Below are 17,325 nucleotides of genomic sequence, written 5' to 3' on the forward strand. Positions count from 1 at the left end.
TATTAATCTCTATATAAAATTTAAATCTATATGTTAATTTTATATACTGTAGTATTTTGATATTCTATAAAAGGAAGTAAAATTTTAAATAATTTTACTTCCTTTTATATCTTACCCATGAAATTTATAATAAAACTAGTCTTTTAACTTCTTATTTATATTGCTAAATTCTTTAAGCCTTTCTATTGTTTTTTTCTTAACATCTTCAAAACTCATATCCGTTAAAATCTCTATAGCTTCTTTTACATTTTCTACTTCATATATTTTAAATTTATTGTCTCTTATAGCATCACTAACTTCATCACATAAAACTAAATTTCTTCTATTATTCTTAGGTATTATAACTCCTTGTTCTCCACTTAATCCTTTTTTCTTACAAGTATAATAAAATCCCTCTACTTTTTCAGTTATTCCTCCTACAACTTGTATTTCCCCTTTTTGGTTCATAGAACCAGTAACTGCAATATTTTGCTTTAAAGGAATTTTACTTATAGAAGATATAAGTGCATATAATTCTGCTCCTGTAGCACTGTCACCATCTATTCCACCATAGTTTTGTTCAAAGCATATATATGCATTTAGAGATAATAAAAAGTCCGTTGCAAAGTTTTCAGATAGATATCCACCTAATATTAATACGCCTTTATTATGAATTGGACCACTCATGTTTACTTCTCTCTCTATATTTACTATGCCTTTATTTCCAGGGCTAGTAGTTACTGTTATTCTAGATGGTCTACCAAATGAATATTCACCCATATTTAGTACAGAGAGCCCATTTATAACTCCTACTCTACACCCCTCTGTTTCTATTAAAGTAAATCCATTTTCTAAGGATTCATCCATTTTACTTTCTATCCTGCTAAGTCTTTTCCTTCTTTCATTTATTGCTTTTTTTACATCATCTTTATCTACAAACTCTGCATTTCTAATTGTGGCATAAGCATCACCTTCAATTATAATCTCTAGTATTTTGTTAAACTGAGTAGATATTTTAAAACTATCACCTGATAGTCTTATAGAAAACTTTATAACTTCTTCTACTGCTTCATAGGTAAAATGTTTTAATTTATTTTTTTCACATTGTAATGCTATAAATCTAGCTATTCCATCTCTATTAATTTCACTTTCATCCATTTCATTATCAAAATCCACTAATATCTTAAAATACTTACTAAAATCTTTATCATAATGATATAAAAGATTATACATATAATTATCACCTATAAGAATTACCTTTACATCTATAGGTATGCTTTCTGGAGTTATAGATGTTTGCGTATCTATACTTATTTTTCTAGTTTGAATCGTTTTCTTTAGAATATCCCAAGATAACCCATATCTAAGCAGTTGATCTGTGTATAATACTAGATATCCTCCATTAGCTTTATGTATGGCCCCTGGTATAAGTTTTGTAAAATCAGTTTTTATACTTCCATTATTATAATCATATTCTGCTTTTCCAAATAAATTAGATACACTAGGATTTATTTCTGTGATTATTGGTGCTGATTCGTTTTCTTTATCTCCACCATTGTCTACAAATAAATTTACTTTATATTTTATAAAATGTTCTTTATCATATTTATCTTTTAATTCTTCTTCACTCATATAAAATAAATAAACATACTCTAATATATCTTTCCTCATATTATCTAGATATAAATTTACCTTTTCATACTCTTTATACTTTTCTTTAAGGTTATCTATATGTGGATCAATAATATACTTTGCAGTTTCCTCTTCTAGGTCAAGCAATGCATCTTTTGCTGCATCTTCTAAATCCCTTATTTTATATGCAACTTGTATTGCCATATTTTCTAACTCTCTTTTTAATTTATAGAATTCATCATCATCTACTTCTTCTCCATTTTCCTCTATTGGCATAAATACCATTCCAACTTTACTAGTTTTTAGCTTAAATCCTTTTTCTTCTCCATATTTCTTTATCTGCTTAAGCAAAGCATCTTTTTCTATTTCATACTCTTCTACAAGTTGATTTTTGCTTAATTCAAAATCTTCACTTTCAAAAGCTTCTATCAATTCATCTAATAAAGTCTCAATTAATTTCTCTATATCTTTTTTAAATATTTTCCCAGATCCCTTTCTTAATCCTATAGCTATTGGCTCTCTTGGATGCTCAAAATTATACACATAACACCAATCCTTATGTGTATCTTTTTCTAATGAATATTTTTTAAGAGCTTTCATTGCATAAGTAGTTTTTCCTGTTCCTGGTTCTCCAGCTAAATATATATTATACGCAGGGTTGTTTATTTTAAGACCTATCTCCATAGCTTCAATAGCTCTTTCTTGCCCCAATATACTTTCTAGAGGTTCTATTTCTGATGTGTTTTTATACACTAACATATGTATACCTCCTCAACTCTTTTATACATTTTATGTTGTATAGCTTGTAAAAGTTTCGTAGATATATCTATAAAAAAAGTCTTAATCTAAAAGACTAAGACTTTTCTAATATTATTTCTATATTTCTTTTTATTATTTTTTTGCCTCTCCAACTAAAAGCTCTATTTCCATATCTCCTTTTAAACTCTTTGTTTGATATTTCATCAATTTCTTCAAAATCTAAATTTAATATTAAATCTTTCATAAATTCTTCTATATGAGTTTCTTTTATATTTTTATTGTGAGGACATACTTCTTGGCATATATCACATCCAAAAATTTTCCCACTATTTTTAATTGCTTTAACTTCTTCTAAAGATAATTCTTCTTTCTTCTGAGTTATATATGATAAACACTTTCTAGGGTTCATATCATAATTTCCTAAAAGAGCATTTCCCGGACAATATTTTACACATTTTCCACATTTCATACATTCTTTATCCAATGGCTTATCTAAAGAAAATTCATAATTATTTATAATATAACCAATAAATACATAAGAACCATATTTATCTGTTATTATATTATTATTTATTCCAAAATACCCTATTCCAGACAAATAAGCTAATTCTCTATCTACTAATGGACCATTATCTACAAATATTTTATATTCAAATCCTTCGATATTCTCATCTAAATAATCGCATACTTTCTGTAATAATTCTTTCGCTACTATATGATAATCTAAACCTCTACAGTATCTAGATAAATTTGACTCTTTTTCATTATCTATATGGTATGGAAAGGCACATACTATTATAGATTTAGCATCTTTCATTATATTTTTAGGATTAATTCTGTTTTCTAAAATAGGTTCTTCCATTCCAGTAATATGTTCTTTTTCTATTCTTTCTTTTAATTTTTTTTCTAATTCATAGTTTACATTAACTCCTGTTATGCCTACTGTATCTAAGCCCAATGATTTAAAGTACTCTTTTAATTTTTCTTTATTCATAAAATTCCCTTCCATTAATTTTTTATTAGCTTTATAATATTTAAGATGTAAGGATGGTGATAAATTGATTAAATTAACAATCCCAGGTAGACCAATAAGTAAGTCTAATTTTAAACTTCACAACGTCCATGGTCAAGCATGGATGCCATCAAAAGGTAAACACTCTAAATATTTAGCCTATGAAAACATGATAGCAGGTTATATAAACCAACAATATGATGGAGAAACTATAGAAGAAGATTTAATAACTATTTTAAAATTATATTTCCCTAATAAACGTATGGGCGATTTACATAACTATCCTAAAAGTATATGTGATGGAATAGAAAAAAGTGGAATAATAAAAAATGATAAACAGTTAAAACCTGTATTATTATTTGATTTTATAGATAAAGAAAATCCTCGTGTTGAAATAGAACTTTATCCTGCTTCTGAATATGATGTTTCTTATAGCATTCTTAAAAAATAAATAGTAACATAAACTTTTTGATTTTTACTTTGATTATTTTTTCTAAAAACTATATAAGCTATAAGATTTTATATCTAAAAAGAGAACTTAATCTAAATTAAGTTCTCTTTTTATTAACCAAGTTTAGCGCATACTTCTTTTAACATTTCTCTTATTGGTAAATTATATGGACATTTAGTTTCACATAACCCACAATTTACACATTCATTAGCTTTACCAACTGTAGATGCATATCTTTCTTTTGCCCATTTTTTAAGGTTATATCTAGTATAATATCCTTCTAGTAAAAAATTGGCTGGGATATTTACTCCTACTGGACATGGTAAGCAATATTCACATCTTCTACAAAATCTTTTGCCTAATGTACTTTTTATTTCTTCTATTTTTTTATTGTCATCTTCATTTAATTCTAGATTATTAAGTACCGCACTATTTTGCTTTACCTGCTCTATACTTTCCATACCTGGTATAGCAACATCAATATAATCTTTTGATAATATATACTTAATAGCTAAAGTTGCATCATCTAGTGCTCCTCCTGCTAAAGGTTTCATTACTATTATTCCTATACCCTTCTCATTAGCTTTTTTAAATACTTCATCTGCTTGATTCTCAACTATATTATAAGGAAACTGTATAGTTTCAAATTTATCATTTTCAACTACCTTTTCTATAGTTTCTAAACTATGGCTAGTTATTCCTATATGTTTTATTTTTCCTTCTTTTTTAGCTTCTAACAAAGCTTTATATGCTTTATTATCTGCAAATATTTCATCATATTCTTCACTTTTTACATTGTGTAGTTGATATAAATCTATATAATCTGTTTTTAAGTTCTTAAGACTTATTTCTATATCATTTTTCATAGCCTCATAGTCTCTAGACATACTCTTTGTGGCTATAAAAAATTTTTCTCTTTTTTCTTCAATTGCATTTCCTATATACTCTTCACTAACTGTATATCCTCTAGCTGTATCTATAAAGTTTATTCCTTGTGCTTCAAGTTCATTTATTACTTTATTAGTCTCTTCTTGGGTAATTCTTTGTATAGGTATTCCCCCAAATCCTACTCTTTTAACCTTCATATTAGTTTTACCTAATTCTCTCAATCTACTTCCCTCCACTTAAACTTTACTATTTAGTTTCTATTATATCCCTTAGCATTTTTATTTCTTTTTTATGACCTTCATCTTCAAGAGGTGTTTCTAAGAAAAATGGTAAATCCTTTATCTTTGGATGTGTCATAAAATTAATAATAGCATCTAATCCTATTTTACCTTCTCCTATTACTGAATGTCTATCTTTCTTTTCACCAAATCCCATCATACTATCATTTAAATGTATTGTTTTCAATCTATCTAATCCTATGATTTCATCAAATTGATTTAAAACTTCATCTAAGTTATTTACTATATCATATCCTGCTGAGAATATATGGCAAGTGTCTAAACATACCCCTAGTTTTTCATTATGTTCTACACCATCTATAATTCTTTTTATTTGTTCAAACTCAAATCCTATTTCAGTACCTTTTCCAGACATAGTTTCTAAAAGAACTGTTATATTTTCATTTCCTGTTAAGGCTTCATTTAGTGCTGCTATTATCTTATTTATTCCAGCATCAATCCCTCCACCAACATGGCTGCCTGGATGGAAACATATATACTCTATTCCTAAAGAATCCATTCTTTCTATATCTTCTTTTATGACTTTTCTTCCAAATTCATATACATCATCTTTAGCAGCTGCCAAGTTCATAGTATATGGTGCATGTGCCAATAATGGGCCAAAGTTATTTTCTTTTCTTATTTCTTGAAAGTTTGCTATATCTTTTGTATCAAATTCTCTGGCATTTCCTCCTCTTGGATTTCTACTAAAGAATTGAAATGTGTTAGCTCCTATTTCGACTGCTGTTTTTGCAGCTTTTGCATATCCTTTTGCTATTGATATATGTGGTCCTATTATAATCATATTTACTCTCCTTATGTCTTTTATCATATTTTGATTTATTTTATATTTTAATTATACCCAAAAAAATAAGTATCAACAAAGGTCGATACTTATTATATGCTAATCGCTTCTTCTACTGGTATTGCCAATACTGATATGTTATATCCTATTTCATTTTCATCAGTATTTCTAGAATCTACGATTTCTTGTATTTTTATCTTAATTGCATTATTTAACTCTATAAGTTCACTTTCCGTAAGTGATATATTTTGATATTCAACTATACTTTCATCAAGCAACCTATTTCCCTCTGCTGCACTATAAAATAATTCGCTCATGTTTTCAAACTTAGATATACTAAGTTGTTCTTCATCTGTTAGTGAGAAGTTAAGAATCTTTTGCCCAATAACTATATTTTTTGCACTCGGGTAATAGTACTTCTCTACTATTCCAGATTTTATCTTTTCTTCTACTAACTCCAAAATTCCTACCTTATAAAGAGTTTTTATATGATAGTTAATTTTTGCATGAGGCTCATCTAATAATTGTGATAATTGCTTTGCTGATAGTGGTGATTTATCAAATGTTTTTAAAATGTCTATTCTTCTAGGATGTGCAATTGCTTTTATACATTCTAAGTCCCTAAGCACTAGTACTTCCTTCATTCCCCCACCCCTATAAAAAAATTGTTTTATTTATAAGATAATTATATATTAAGGACTTGTAGTTGTCAAAAAATTCTATAATTTAAAATATGTTAAGTTCTAACTTTTGAGATAATTCTTCTAGTATCTTTATACCAGCTATACTATTTCCCTTTTTATCTAGAGCTGGTCCGTATACTCCAATACCCATAGTATTTGGAACAGATGCTAGTATTCCTCCACCAACTCCTGATTTTGCAGGTATTCCAACTTTTATAGCAAACTCTCCTGATGCGTCATACATTCCACATGTAACCATAAATGTCTTAACTATCCTTGATACTTTTTCATCTATTATTCTTTCACCAGTTTCTATGTCTACACCATAAGATGCAAGATTAACTCCTATTCGTGCTAAATCTAATGTGTCAACTTCTATCGAACATTGTTTAAAGTATAAATCTAATAATTCTTCTACATCTCCTTGTATAAACCCGTCATTTCTTAAAAGATAAGCCATAGCTCTATTTCTATCTCCGGTCATTTTCTCTGACTTATACACATCATAATTTATTCCCAAGTTATCATTTTTAGCTAATTTTCTAAAGAACTTTAACATTCTTTCTTCTTTTTCTTCTAAACTAGCACCTTTTATTAAAGATGTAGTTACTATAGCACCTGCATTTATCATTGGATTACTTGGCTTTTTAGTATCATTTGTTTCTAATTTCATTATTGAGTTAAATGGATCACCACTAGGTTCTTTACCTACTTTAGAAAAAACATATTGCCAGTCATTATCCATCAACGCCATCGCAAGAACAACTATTTTAGATACACTTTGAATCGTAAATTTAGTATCCCAATTACCAGCTTTATATATGTTGTTATCTTTATCTATTACACATATACCCAGATCATCTCTTTTGGCTTTCTTTAATTCTGGTATGTATCCTGCTACCTGTCCATAATTTGTATATTTCCTATTTGAATTTAATACTTCTTCAAGAATCTTTTCCATACTTCTCCTCCTAATTTAATTACGTTTCCAAATGTCTAATAAATATATAATACAGAAACCCCTGATATTCTGTCAACATCAGGGGTTTTATAGTATTAATCAACTATTTTACTTCCACCTACAAACTCTCTCAATATTGATGTTGGTGGTATATCTGATATGTCTGATAACTCAACAAAATATTGAAGAAACTTTAAAAGTCTATTAGCTTCTATATATGAACTATTTTCCTTATCAATTTCCTCTAGTAATGGTTTTGCGTACTTTTTCAATACTGCTAATTCATAAATACATGCAGAGTTAAATATTATATCCGCTTCCTCTTGATATGGGAATATATTTTTCTTCTCTCCACGTCTTACTGATTCCCACTGCATTATTGTCTTTTCTGCGCTATAACCTCTAAAATTATAATCTCTAACCATTCTTCTTATTAACCTTAAATCCGTTGTAGGTATTCTATTATGGTCATCTAAATTAATTTGAGTTAGGGCACTTATATAAATTTTAAATTTATCTTCATCTGGTATTGATGATGTTAGCATAGGATTTAATCCATGTATTCCTTCTAATATTATTGGCTGATTTTCTTTTATTTTTAACTTCTTTCCTTTTTCTTCTCTTATTCCTAATTTAAAATTAAACTTAGGTAAACTTATTTCCTTACCTTCTAGTAAATCTTTTAAATCTTTATTAAATCTCTCTAAATCTATTGCATATATAGACTCAAAATCATAATTTCCAAATTCATCTAGTGGAGTATGCTCTCTATTAACAAAGTAATCATCTAAAGATATTGATACAGGATTTAGATTATTGACTCTAAGATGTATTGATAATCTATGAGCAAAACTTGTTTTACCTGATGATGAAGGAGCTGCTATTAATATAACTCTCTTATTTTTTTCTTTTATAATATCTGCTATTTGAGATAATTTTTTCTCATGTAGAGCTTCTACTGTTCTTATAATTTCTCCATACTCTTTTCTTTCTATTACCTCATTAAGTGTAGTTACTTTACTTACTCCCATAAGCTTTGACCAATTCTCCGCTTCATGATATACACTCGATAACTTAGGCTGTTCTTTAAATTTAGTTGGTATATTTTTATTTTCTTCACTTGGACCTAATACTATTATTCCATTTTTATATGGTTTTAAATCAAATGTCTTTATATATCCCGTAGATGGTAACATATATCCATAGAAATGATTTATATGATTGTTACACTTATATATCTTTACATCATCATGTTCCTTGTATTTAAGAAGCTCTGCTTTCTCATACATTTTATTATCTTTAAATATTTTTATTGCTTCTTCTTTATTAGTGTCTATTCTTTCTATTTTATAATTAGACTCTATTATATCTTTCATTTTTTTGTTTATAGCTTCTACATCTTTCTCTATCAATTCTCCATCTTTATGAACTTCACAATATAATCCCTTTGATAGAGAATGTTCTATTACTACTCGACAATCTTTAAATACTTCGTTACAAGCCATTATAAATATAAATGACACAGTTCTAAAGTATACTCTTAATCCATCTTCGCTAGTTGTATCTAAAAAACTTAATTTACAGTCTTTGTTTATACTATAATTTAATTCTCTTAGTTTGTTGTCTATAACTCCTAATGTTATGTATCCTTTATAGTCTTTATCTATTTCTTTTACTATACTTTCTAGTTTTACTCCTGGAGAATCTTTTTCTATTTTATAAACTTTTTCATTTCCTTCTACATTGATAGTTATATTTTTCATAGTAATCTCCTTTCTTTTATACTTAAAAAGAGGTATTTAAACCTCTTTTTTAATCTCTTTTATATATTCTATACTTTCCTTTATATCATGATATTTTATCTCTAATATTAAGAACTCTGGTTCTAAGTCAATGATAGTTTTAACTTCTTTTTTATCTAATATACCTTTATTTATCCCTATATGTATATCTTTCTTTCCATCATTGTCACTTAAATGAACTATTCTAATCTTGTTATGTAATTTGTCTATATAATTATCCCTATTGATTAGATTATGGCCTGTATCATAACAAAACCATAATTTTTCATTTTCTACTTTATTAAATATATATTCAAAATCATATAGTTTGTTACCTACATTTGATAAATCACCATTATTAGAATAAGTATTTTCTATTGATATATTAGCTTTCGTCTTATTTATAATATCATTTAACATACTACATGATATATCTAAATATTTTTCTCTATTTTTATCTAATCTATCAGATATAACATACCCTAGGTGAAGATTGTAGTAACAAATATTTAAATGTTTTAATTTATAGTTCATTTCTTCTACAAATCTTACCCAAGATTGTCTAATAAATTCTATATTCTCACACAAGTTTAACTCCATAGGTAAATGAATACTTAAAGATACATTTAATTCTTTAAGCTTGTCTATATATTTGTATATCTCATCACACTCATATAAGTTATCTATACCAAGTTCTATATGTTTTATTTCATCTATCTCTTTGCACAAATTTATTGCTTCATCAAGATTATATAATAATGCTGATATACCAATTTTCATGTAATTCACCTATTTTACAGTTCCTATTTTATTAAATGGATATAACCTTATCATTACCTTACCCATTATATTTTTTTCATTTACTAACCCGACATCTTCATATCTACTATCTAAACTCTTCTCTCTATTATCTCCCATTGCAAATACTTCACCCTTTGGAACTGTCATATCTATATATCCATCTGTATAATTATCATGTATATATGGTTCATCTAATAACTTTCCATTTACATATACTTTGGAATTTTCTATCTTAATATGATCTCCTCCGGTTGCTATAACTCTCTTTACTAAGTCTTTAGGTTTTCCATTGTCTTGAAGTAAATTCGTATGGAATACTATTATGTCTCCCTTTTTTGGCTCTCCTATTTTATAAGCCATTCTATTAATTATTAAATAATCATTTTCCTTTAAAGTAGGATACATAGATTCTCCCTTAACTAAAGTAGGTCTTATAAATTGAGTTATTATAAATGCAAAAATAAGAGCAGTAGCTATTACCTTAATCCACTCTATTGCTTCTTTTTTTAATTTTTCACTCATCCTAATAATCTCCTCCTAAATTTTAATTTAGTTAATAATTGGTGTAACTTCCTATCATTTGTATAGCCATCTCATTTATATTATCATATTTATCCATTTTTATACCTAAGTCTAGTAATTCACATGCTTTAACTAAGTCCTGAACTACTTCCATGGGATTGCCATATAACTCTTCAATATCTTCTTTGCTAACCCCTTTAAATCCATGTCCAACTGGGCTTTCATGTCTAATCTTAATTAAATTTTCTAGTCTTTCTCCATTTAATATATCAACAACCTTTTCCATTCTTTTTGTTTTTTTAATATACCTATTTATATAGTTAGTCACCCCAGTTATTAGATTTCCATTATATATATTATACTTCTTTTTTAATGTATATAGAATATTTTTCTTTGATACCATATAACCATGCATATTTACTTTATATTTTTTATTTTCCTTAGTACTTACAAATATATATTTAAATAATGCTTCCTTTAATCTATATAACCTTCCCAAAAAATCAATATACTCTTCATTAACAATTTGTATCTTCATATTTTCTATGAGCTCTGATAATATGTCTTCAGGTTCTCCATTTTCTAGATTTTCTAGGTTAGAAACCAATCTTTTTATCTCTCTTCTACTTAACATCTCACTGCTCATCTTTTTTAAACTTATCGATGCTTTTTTAAAGTCAAAGTTTATAGCATACTTAGATGATTCCATTAATAGGTATAGATCTCCTTCGACTATACCAACTTCTTCTAATACATCAATTACCGCATCATAATCATATCTTTGTAAAAATTTATATATAACATACTCTTTACTTTTATCTAATGGATTCATATTTCCCTCCTAGTTGTACCTCTTTTTAATACACATATATTTATTATTAAACTAGAAGGTTTATATTATGTAAAAAAGCTCATATTAAATATAATATATTAAGGCTTTTTTGAATAATATATATAATAATTATATTTATCTATAAATTTAAAATAAGTGTGTCTACATATATACTATAAAAAGGTACTAAGTTATAACTTAGTACCTTTTTATAGCTACTTTAGTATTTTATTCTAAGACCTTTCGGATAGTGGTTTTTTAATACTCCATTGGATTCTTTTCCCCACCCTAGTGGTATATTTTCTACTGTTACTAATACCCATCCTCTACTTTGTCCTGTATTTATGATATTTCCTCTTAAATAATTTAATACTTCTTCATCTTGTATTGATAAATTCTCTGTATACTTAACTTGATTTGGCTTTAAATAATGAGACAATGCATGTGATGGCTCAAACCTATTTTTCTTTAGTATTCCCAAATGAAGTCCATATCTTAAAACTTTTAATTTTTTAGTTTCTGGACTTTCTTCTGGCAATAGATATAAATTTTCTCCTCTTATATCAAATTTATTTCCTATTGACTCATTTAAAAATTTCTTTTCAAATTCTCTAAAATCCTTTAATTCTGTATCTAATCTTTTAACTTTTAATTCTTTAGTTTTTATATCCTCTTCTTCATTTTTTTGTATTTTAGCTACAAAGTGACCTTCTCCTTTTATCTTGTGAGGCCATAATCTTTCCATCTCTATAAGCTTAGCATTTTCATATTCTTCTATAAACTCATTTATAACTGTTTCATTTTCTTCTTTCGCAAATGTACATGTAGAATATACTAACGTACCTCCATTTTTAAGCATCTCATATCCATCTCTTATTATTTCTCTTTGAATAGATTGACATTCTAATACTTTTGCATAGCTCCAATCACTTATAGCAACTTCATCTTTCCTAAACATTCCTTGCCCTGAACAAGGAGCATCTATTACTATTTTATCAAAGTATCCTCTAAATACCTTCTTTAGATTATTTGAGTCTGTATTTGTTATTATACAATTTTTAGCTCCAAATCTCTCTAGATTTTCTCCTAGTGCTTTTATTCTCATTGGGTTTATTTCATTTGATACTAATAATCCTGTATTATTTAGTTTTGATAGTATGTATGTTGATTTTCCTCCTGGAGCAGCACACATATCTAGAATTTTTTCACCTTCTTTAATATCCAACTTTGGCACAACACTCATAGCTGATGGTTCTTGTAAATAATATGCTCCTGCCTCATGTAGTGGATTTTTGCCGGGTCTATCTATATCTTCATCATAATAAAAGCCTTCATTTACCCAAGGTATTTGTTCTAGTTTAAATAAATTTAATTTATCTAAGTCATTTTTACTTATTTTTAATGTATTAACTCTAAGGCCGGTAGTTTTTTTATCATCATATGTTTTTATAAATTCATCATACTCATCTTTTAGTATTTCTTTCATATCACTTAAAAATCTTTCAGGTAGCTTTGTCAATTCTTATCGTCCTTCCTCGTTCTCTTTTTTCTTCTCTTAAATCTATTTTTTGAACTAATTATGTATTTATCTAATTTGTCTAAGTTTAATTTACATAAAAAAATTATATAAACCACAAACAATATAATAGACCATCTATACTCTATCATCAATATAAAATCAAAAACTCCATGTATTAAAATTGGTATTAAAACAGATAGTATTAAATATTCTCTTTTTTTAAATTTCTCTGTACTAAATTTATATTTAGATATATAGTATCCCATGGTTATTGCAAATAACATGTGAGCTGGTGTAGATATTATAGCTCTAATCAATCCAACCTCCATCACTGTGCTTTTATCTTCTTTTAAGATATATAATACATTTTCTAGTGTTGCAAATCCTAATGACAAAAACATGGAGTAAATAATTCCATCTAGTTTTTCATTAAAATATTTTTCTTTTAAAAGATTTGGAATCAATACAATTGCCTTTAATCCTTCCTCTGTCATACCTGCTACTATAAAAGATATATATATTATACTTGTATATCCTGTTAATATATCTAATTTCAATAATAAAAGCTCTACAATAAGAGCAATTATCCCCATAAATACTCCTAATAAAAAAAACTTTGCTAACCTATTTATAGGTTCTTTATCATATTTATCTTTTAGGTATATCCAAAATATATAAGCTATAGTTGGTGCTATGGCCAATGTAAATATATTTATGTTCATATAATCACTTCTTTCTTTTTTGTATAATCTATATTATTTCCATTTTCCTTAACAAAATAAGATGTTTATTCATACTATAAAATAATAAGATACTATTTTTAAGGGGTGATTGCATGCAAGATGGTTTCTTAACGGTTAGTGTTATAGATAGCAATACTAATCAACCAATAGAAAATGCTACTGTTAATATCTACTCTATTCCAGAGTCAGAGCAACGTTTAACTAAAGTTTACGAAAACTTAAAAACAGACTCTTCTGGTCAAATCACAGGTTTAACACTAGATGCTCCAGATGTAAATTATTCACTAGATCCTTCTTCACCTATAAGACCATATAGCATTTATTCTGTTGAGGTGTCTAAAGATGGTTATGAAACAGTTTTAATAGACGGTACGCAGATCTTAGCTACTGTAGAAGCTCGACAAACAGTTCCTGTTAATTTAAAAACTAGATCTAGAAATTCTTATTCCAGACAAAATGAACAAGTATTTGATATTCCAGACCATACCCTATATGGAGATTATCCGCCTAAAATCCCTGAAAGTAGTTTAAAACCTCTACCACCTCCTACTGGGTTTGTTGTTCTTGATAATCCAGTAGTTCCAGAATTTATAGTCGTTCATGATGGAATGCCTGAAGATACTTCAGCTCCTAACTATTGGATACCTTTTAAAGACTATATAAAAAACGTAGCTTCTTCTGAAATATATTCTACGTGGCCTGAACAAACTATTTATGCTAATGTAATAGCTATAGTTTCATTCACTTTAAATAGAGTATTTACTGAATGGTACAGAAATAAAGGCTATAGCTATACTATTACTTCTACTACTGCTTTTGACCATAAATTTATTAATAATAGAAACTTCTTTGATACTATTAATGTTGTAGTTGATGATATATTTAATACTTTTATAAAAAGACCACCTACCTCTAGACAGCCCCTTTTAGCTCAATATTGTGATGGTGTAAAATCTCAATGCCCAAATCAAATGACTCAATGGGGAAGTAAATACCTTGGAGATGAAGGTAAAGACTATGAAAGTATATTAAGATCATTTTATGGTGAGCAAATAATCTTTGAAAAAGCACCTATCGTAAGTGGTGTTCCTATATCTTTCCCTGGCCAAATTTTACAAGTAGGTTCTAATAATAACTATGTTAAAACTATTCAAAACCAACTTAATGCAATCTCTAATTCATACCCTCTAATACCTAAAGTTAAAGAAGATGGCATTTTTGGAGAATCTACTGCTGAGGCTGTTAAAGTATTTCAAGGAATTTTTGGCCTACCTAAAAATGGTATTGTTGATTTTAAAACATGGTACGAAATATCTAGAATATATGTAGCTGTAACTAAAATAGCTTCTTTAAATCCTACAATATAGATATAAAATATATTTCTAAATAATAAAAGCTTTACTGATTATGATCTAATTTTTATTAGATATAAATAGTAAAGCTTTTTATTATTATCTATTTTAGTATTTCTAAGTATTCTTCTTTTAACATATGACTTATTATACTATTATTTATTTTAAATTCTGGTATCCCTGCTGCAAATGGTGCAATTTTATATAAATCAAAGTAAATAACTATATTATTGTCCTCTATATAAAACTTATTGTCTTTTTCTATTGATTCAAATTGATATATACCTTCATACTCCTTATTATTTTTAACTAATTCCTCTATTTGCCTTCTAATCTCATTATTTATTACTTTTATATAATCTGAGTTTGGCTTAAATAAATCGCTTAATTTTAATATTCTTCCACTTCTCATGTCTATATTATAACTTATATCTTCATAGTCTTCATGAGCTCCTCCACTATATTGATGGTAAGTTACTTTTATACTTAATATATCATCACTATTTTTTTTAACTTCATAATCCACATTTGCAACAAATTTATCTTTTGATACATCAACATTATCAAAATAGTTTTTAGCGCTCTCATAAACTTTATTATAAAAATCCATTATATCTTTTCTAATTTTATAATTTAATTCTTTATCTATATCCTTATTTGAAGATATTATTATAGGAATATTTAATATACTATTTATATATTTATTATTTTGAGTAATTGTTTGCGTATCTACATTTGCAATTATATTTTTTGTGTTTATTGATTTTACTTTGTTATTAAAAACATCATATGGAACTTTAAATTCATATTCTCTCATCTTACCATCTTTATTTTGGTCCAATATTATTGATAATCCCCCGTCTACAATTATAAAATTAGTTTCCTTATCTATAATTACTAGATTTTTGTCTATATCTATTTTATTTTCATCTATAGTCTTATTTATATAAGATTTTATTAATTCTTTATAGTTTTCATCTTCTCCTAAAAGATTATCTATATATATTCTTTGCCCTGTCTTTAAATCAAAAACATAACTTTCTTTGTTGGTTGAAAATTTATTTTTTCCACTTTTAGTTTCTTTTACTATAACTATATTGATTACATCTTTACTTTGAAACGCTAAATTATATTCTAATAATATATTAGTTTTTTGTTTATTATTTTGTAATTCTATATCTTGCCTCTTATGATTTATATAACTATTTATATTATTTCTGATAAAAGAATTAATGTACCTTTCAGCATTTTTATTATCACAATATAATTTAGGCATTCTAACTGTTATTGATAAATTTTTACATTCTATTTTACTTCTTTCTTCAGTAACCTTTACTATTTTTATACTATCTACTATGTTAGCTTTTACTTTACTTGATATATCTACTAACTCAGTATTATATAAAAGTATTAAAGATAGTAATGCTATACATATTAATGACATAAATACTCTTATATTTCTTTTTTTATTCATTTATAATTCCTCCAAAACATAATTGCATTACTATGTTTTGAATTTATTATATTTTTATTCTACTAAAAACTTTTTAATTTTGATTTATTTGCCATTGCTAGTATAAGCCCTAGTGCTATAGATGCAAATGCAGACACTATAACTTGATATTGTGGTTCAAATAAAAATACAATCGTATGGCAAGGTATCCAGAAAAATGGTATAGTTTTTAACACTGTGAAATCAATGTACGTATACCAGTCGATTTTATTTGTTATATCTCTAAGACTTACTCTTCCTCCATTTTTATAATGTCTTATATCTATGTACGTATCTGTACACTTATGAAATAAAAATACTGCTGGTGATTGTAATATATTCATAATCGCACTTGTCAAAAATGCATGTGCAAAAATAGACTCTTTAAAAGGAAGCTTTCCCATCTCTTGAGCAGCCTCTACACCTTTAGAGAATACTGGCAATCCTAATGTTATAACAATACCTATTACACCCCAAATAATCGCTCTAAACATAACTCCATTTGGTTGCTTCCAGTACCCATAACTTATTCTCATACCTAGTAACTCTCCCATTGTAGCTAAGACCGCAAATTTAATAAATCCACTTACATATGGATACTCTCCTGTTACAGTAATGAATAAATCCCTACTAACTGGTATAACTAATATAAGTATCCAGATAAGAAGAATTCCTCCCCATATAAAATCCCCTTTTTTCATTAATGTCCCCCCTTGATATACTTTACATTTACTTAGTATATTTTCTTCATTAAGTATTAATACTCCTCTAATTTACACAATTTGCTATATCATAATTTGACTATATTAATACAACTTAATATATATTTAAAAAT

Annotated in this window: 16 protein-coding genes; 2 read left to right on the forward strand and 14 right to left on the reverse strand. The window is 27.0% G+C overall.

The annotated features are described in order from the left end of the window. Positions 1 to 135 precede the first annotated feature (135 nt). Positions 136 to 2,370 carry a Lon protease family protein gene (locus FRIFI_RS12600; RefSeq protein ID WP_166506027.1) on the reverse strand — a complete coding sequence of 745 codons (2,235 nt, stop codon included), beginning with the start codon at positions 2,368 to 2,370 and terminating at the stop codon, positions 136 to 138. Positions 2,371 to 2,464: 94 nt separating this feature from the next. Continuing rightward, positions 2,465 to 3,364: a tRNA epoxyqueuosine(34) reductase QueG gene (queG, locus tag FRIFI_RS12605; protein ID WP_166506028.1), complete on the reverse strand. Its 900-nt coding sequence runs from the start codon at positions 3,362 to 3,364 to the stop codon at positions 2,465 to 2,467. A 64-nt stretch (positions 3,365 to 3,428) separates the two neighbouring features. Here queG and FRIFI_RS12610 point away from each other — a divergent pair, with 64 nt between their 5' ends. Continuing rightward, the gene (locus FRIFI_RS12610) at positions 3,429 to 3,833 is read left to right on the forward strand and encodes a RusA family crossover junction endodeoxyribonuclease (protein ID WP_092923441.1); all 405 of its coding nucleotides are present in this window, start codon (positions 3,429 to 3,431) and stop codon (positions 3,831 to 3,833) included. Positions 3,834 to 3,946: 113 nt separating this feature from the next. On the opposite strand, the gene FRIFI_RS12615 is transcribed toward FRIFI_RS12610, so the two are convergent. From FRIFI_RS12615 to FRIFI_RS12660, 10 genes are all read right to left on the reverse strand, one after another. Continuing rightward, a complete protein-coding gene (locus FRIFI_RS12615; protein ID WP_176579621.1) occupies positions 3,947 to 4,942 on the reverse strand; it encodes an aldo/keto reductase in 996 nt (331 codons plus the stop codon). Between the two features lie 25 nt (positions 4,943 to 4,967). Then, complete coding sequence (locus FRIFI_RS12620; RefSeq protein WP_166506029.1) at positions 4,968 to 5,804, reverse strand: deoxyribonuclease IV; 837 nt, start codon at positions 5,802 to 5,804, stop codon at positions 4,968 to 4,970. A 92-nt stretch (positions 5,805 to 5,896) separates the two neighbouring features. Then, positions 5,897 to 6,448 carry an ArsR/SmtB family transcription factor gene (locus FRIFI_RS12625; protein ID WP_092923432.1) on the reverse strand — a complete coding sequence of 184 codons (552 nt, stop codon included), beginning with the start codon at positions 6,446 to 6,448 and terminating at the stop codon, positions 5,897 to 5,899. Positions 6,449 to 6,530: 82 nt separating this feature from the next. Next, positions 6,531 to 7,448: a glutaminase A gene (gene glsA, locus FRIFI_RS12630; protein ID WP_166506030.1), complete on the reverse strand. Its 918-nt coding sequence runs from the start codon at positions 7,446 to 7,448 to the stop codon at positions 6,531 to 6,533. Positions 7,449 to 7,543: 95 nt separating this feature from the next. Then, a complete protein-coding gene (locus FRIFI_RS12635) occupies positions 7,544 to 9,211 on the reverse strand; it encodes a nucleoside kinase (protein WP_092923426.1) in 1,668 nt (555 codons plus the stop codon). Positions 9,212 to 9,247: 36 nt separating this feature from the next. Then, the gene (locus FRIFI_RS12640; protein ID WP_092923424.1) at positions 9,248 to 10,009 is read right to left on the reverse strand and encodes a sugar phosphate isomerase/epimerase family protein; all 762 of its coding nucleotides are present in this window, start codon (positions 10,007 to 10,009) and stop codon (positions 9,248 to 9,250) included. A gap of 9 nt (positions 10,010 to 10,018) precedes the next feature. Beyond that, positions 10,019 to 10,552 carry a signal peptidase I gene (gene lepB / locus FRIFI_RS12645; protein WP_092923421.1) on the reverse strand — a complete coding sequence of 178 codons (534 nt, stop codon included), beginning with the start codon at positions 10,550 to 10,552 and terminating at the stop codon, positions 10,019 to 10,021. A 31-nt stretch (positions 10,553 to 10,583) separates the two neighbouring features. Beyond that, complete coding sequence (locus FRIFI_RS12650) at positions 10,584 to 11,384, reverse strand: hypothetical protein (protein WP_092923418.1); 801 nt, start codon at positions 11,382 to 11,384, stop codon at positions 10,584 to 10,586. 220 nt (positions 11,385 to 11,604) lie between these two features. Next, positions 11,605 to 12,903, reverse strand: coding sequence for an RsmF rRNA methyltransferase first C-terminal domain-containing protein (locus FRIFI_RS12655; RefSeq protein WP_166506031.1), 1,299 nt, complete (start codon positions 12,901 to 12,903; stop codon positions 11,605 to 11,607). Next, positions 12,900 to 13,625, reverse strand: coding sequence for a PrsW family intramembrane metalloprotease (locus FRIFI_RS12660; RefSeq protein ID WP_166506032.1), 726 nt, complete (start codon positions 13,623 to 13,625; stop codon positions 12,900 to 12,902). Before FRIFI_RS12660 ends, FRIFI_RS12655 begins: the two co-directional genes overlap by 4 nt. A 113-nt stretch (positions 13,626 to 13,738) precedes the next feature. Here FRIFI_RS12660 and sleC point away from each other — a divergent pair, with 113 nt between their 5' ends. Continuing rightward, positions 13,739 to 15,013: a spore cortex-lytic germination protein SleC gene (sleC, locus tag FRIFI_RS12665; RefSeq protein WP_092923409.1), complete on the forward strand. Its 1,275-nt coding sequence runs from the start codon at positions 13,739 to 13,741 to the stop codon at positions 15,011 to 15,013. An 88-nt stretch (positions 15,014 to 15,101) separates the two neighbouring features. Here sleC and FRIFI_RS12670 read toward each other — a convergent pair whose 3' ends face one another. Further along, the gene (locus tag FRIFI_RS12670; protein ID WP_166506033.1) at positions 15,102 to 16,472 is read right to left on the reverse strand and encodes a DUF3298 and DUF4163 domain-containing protein; all 1,371 of its coding nucleotides are present in this window, start codon (positions 16,470 to 16,472) and stop codon (positions 15,102 to 15,104) included. Positions 16,473 to 16,534: 62 nt separating this feature from the next. After that, on the reverse strand, positions 16,535 to 17,191 hold the full coding sequence (locus FRIFI_RS12675) for a hypothetical protein (protein ID WP_092923403.1): 657 nt from the start codon (positions 17,189 to 17,191) through the stop codon (positions 16,535 to 16,537). Positions 17,192 to 17,325: the final 134 nt, after the last annotated feature.

Origin of the sequence: Romboutsia hominis (genome assembly GCF_900002575.1) — a bacterium.
Lineage (GTDB): Bacteria > Bacillota > Clostridia > Peptostreptococcales > Peptostreptococcaceae > Romboutsia_C > Romboutsia_C hominis.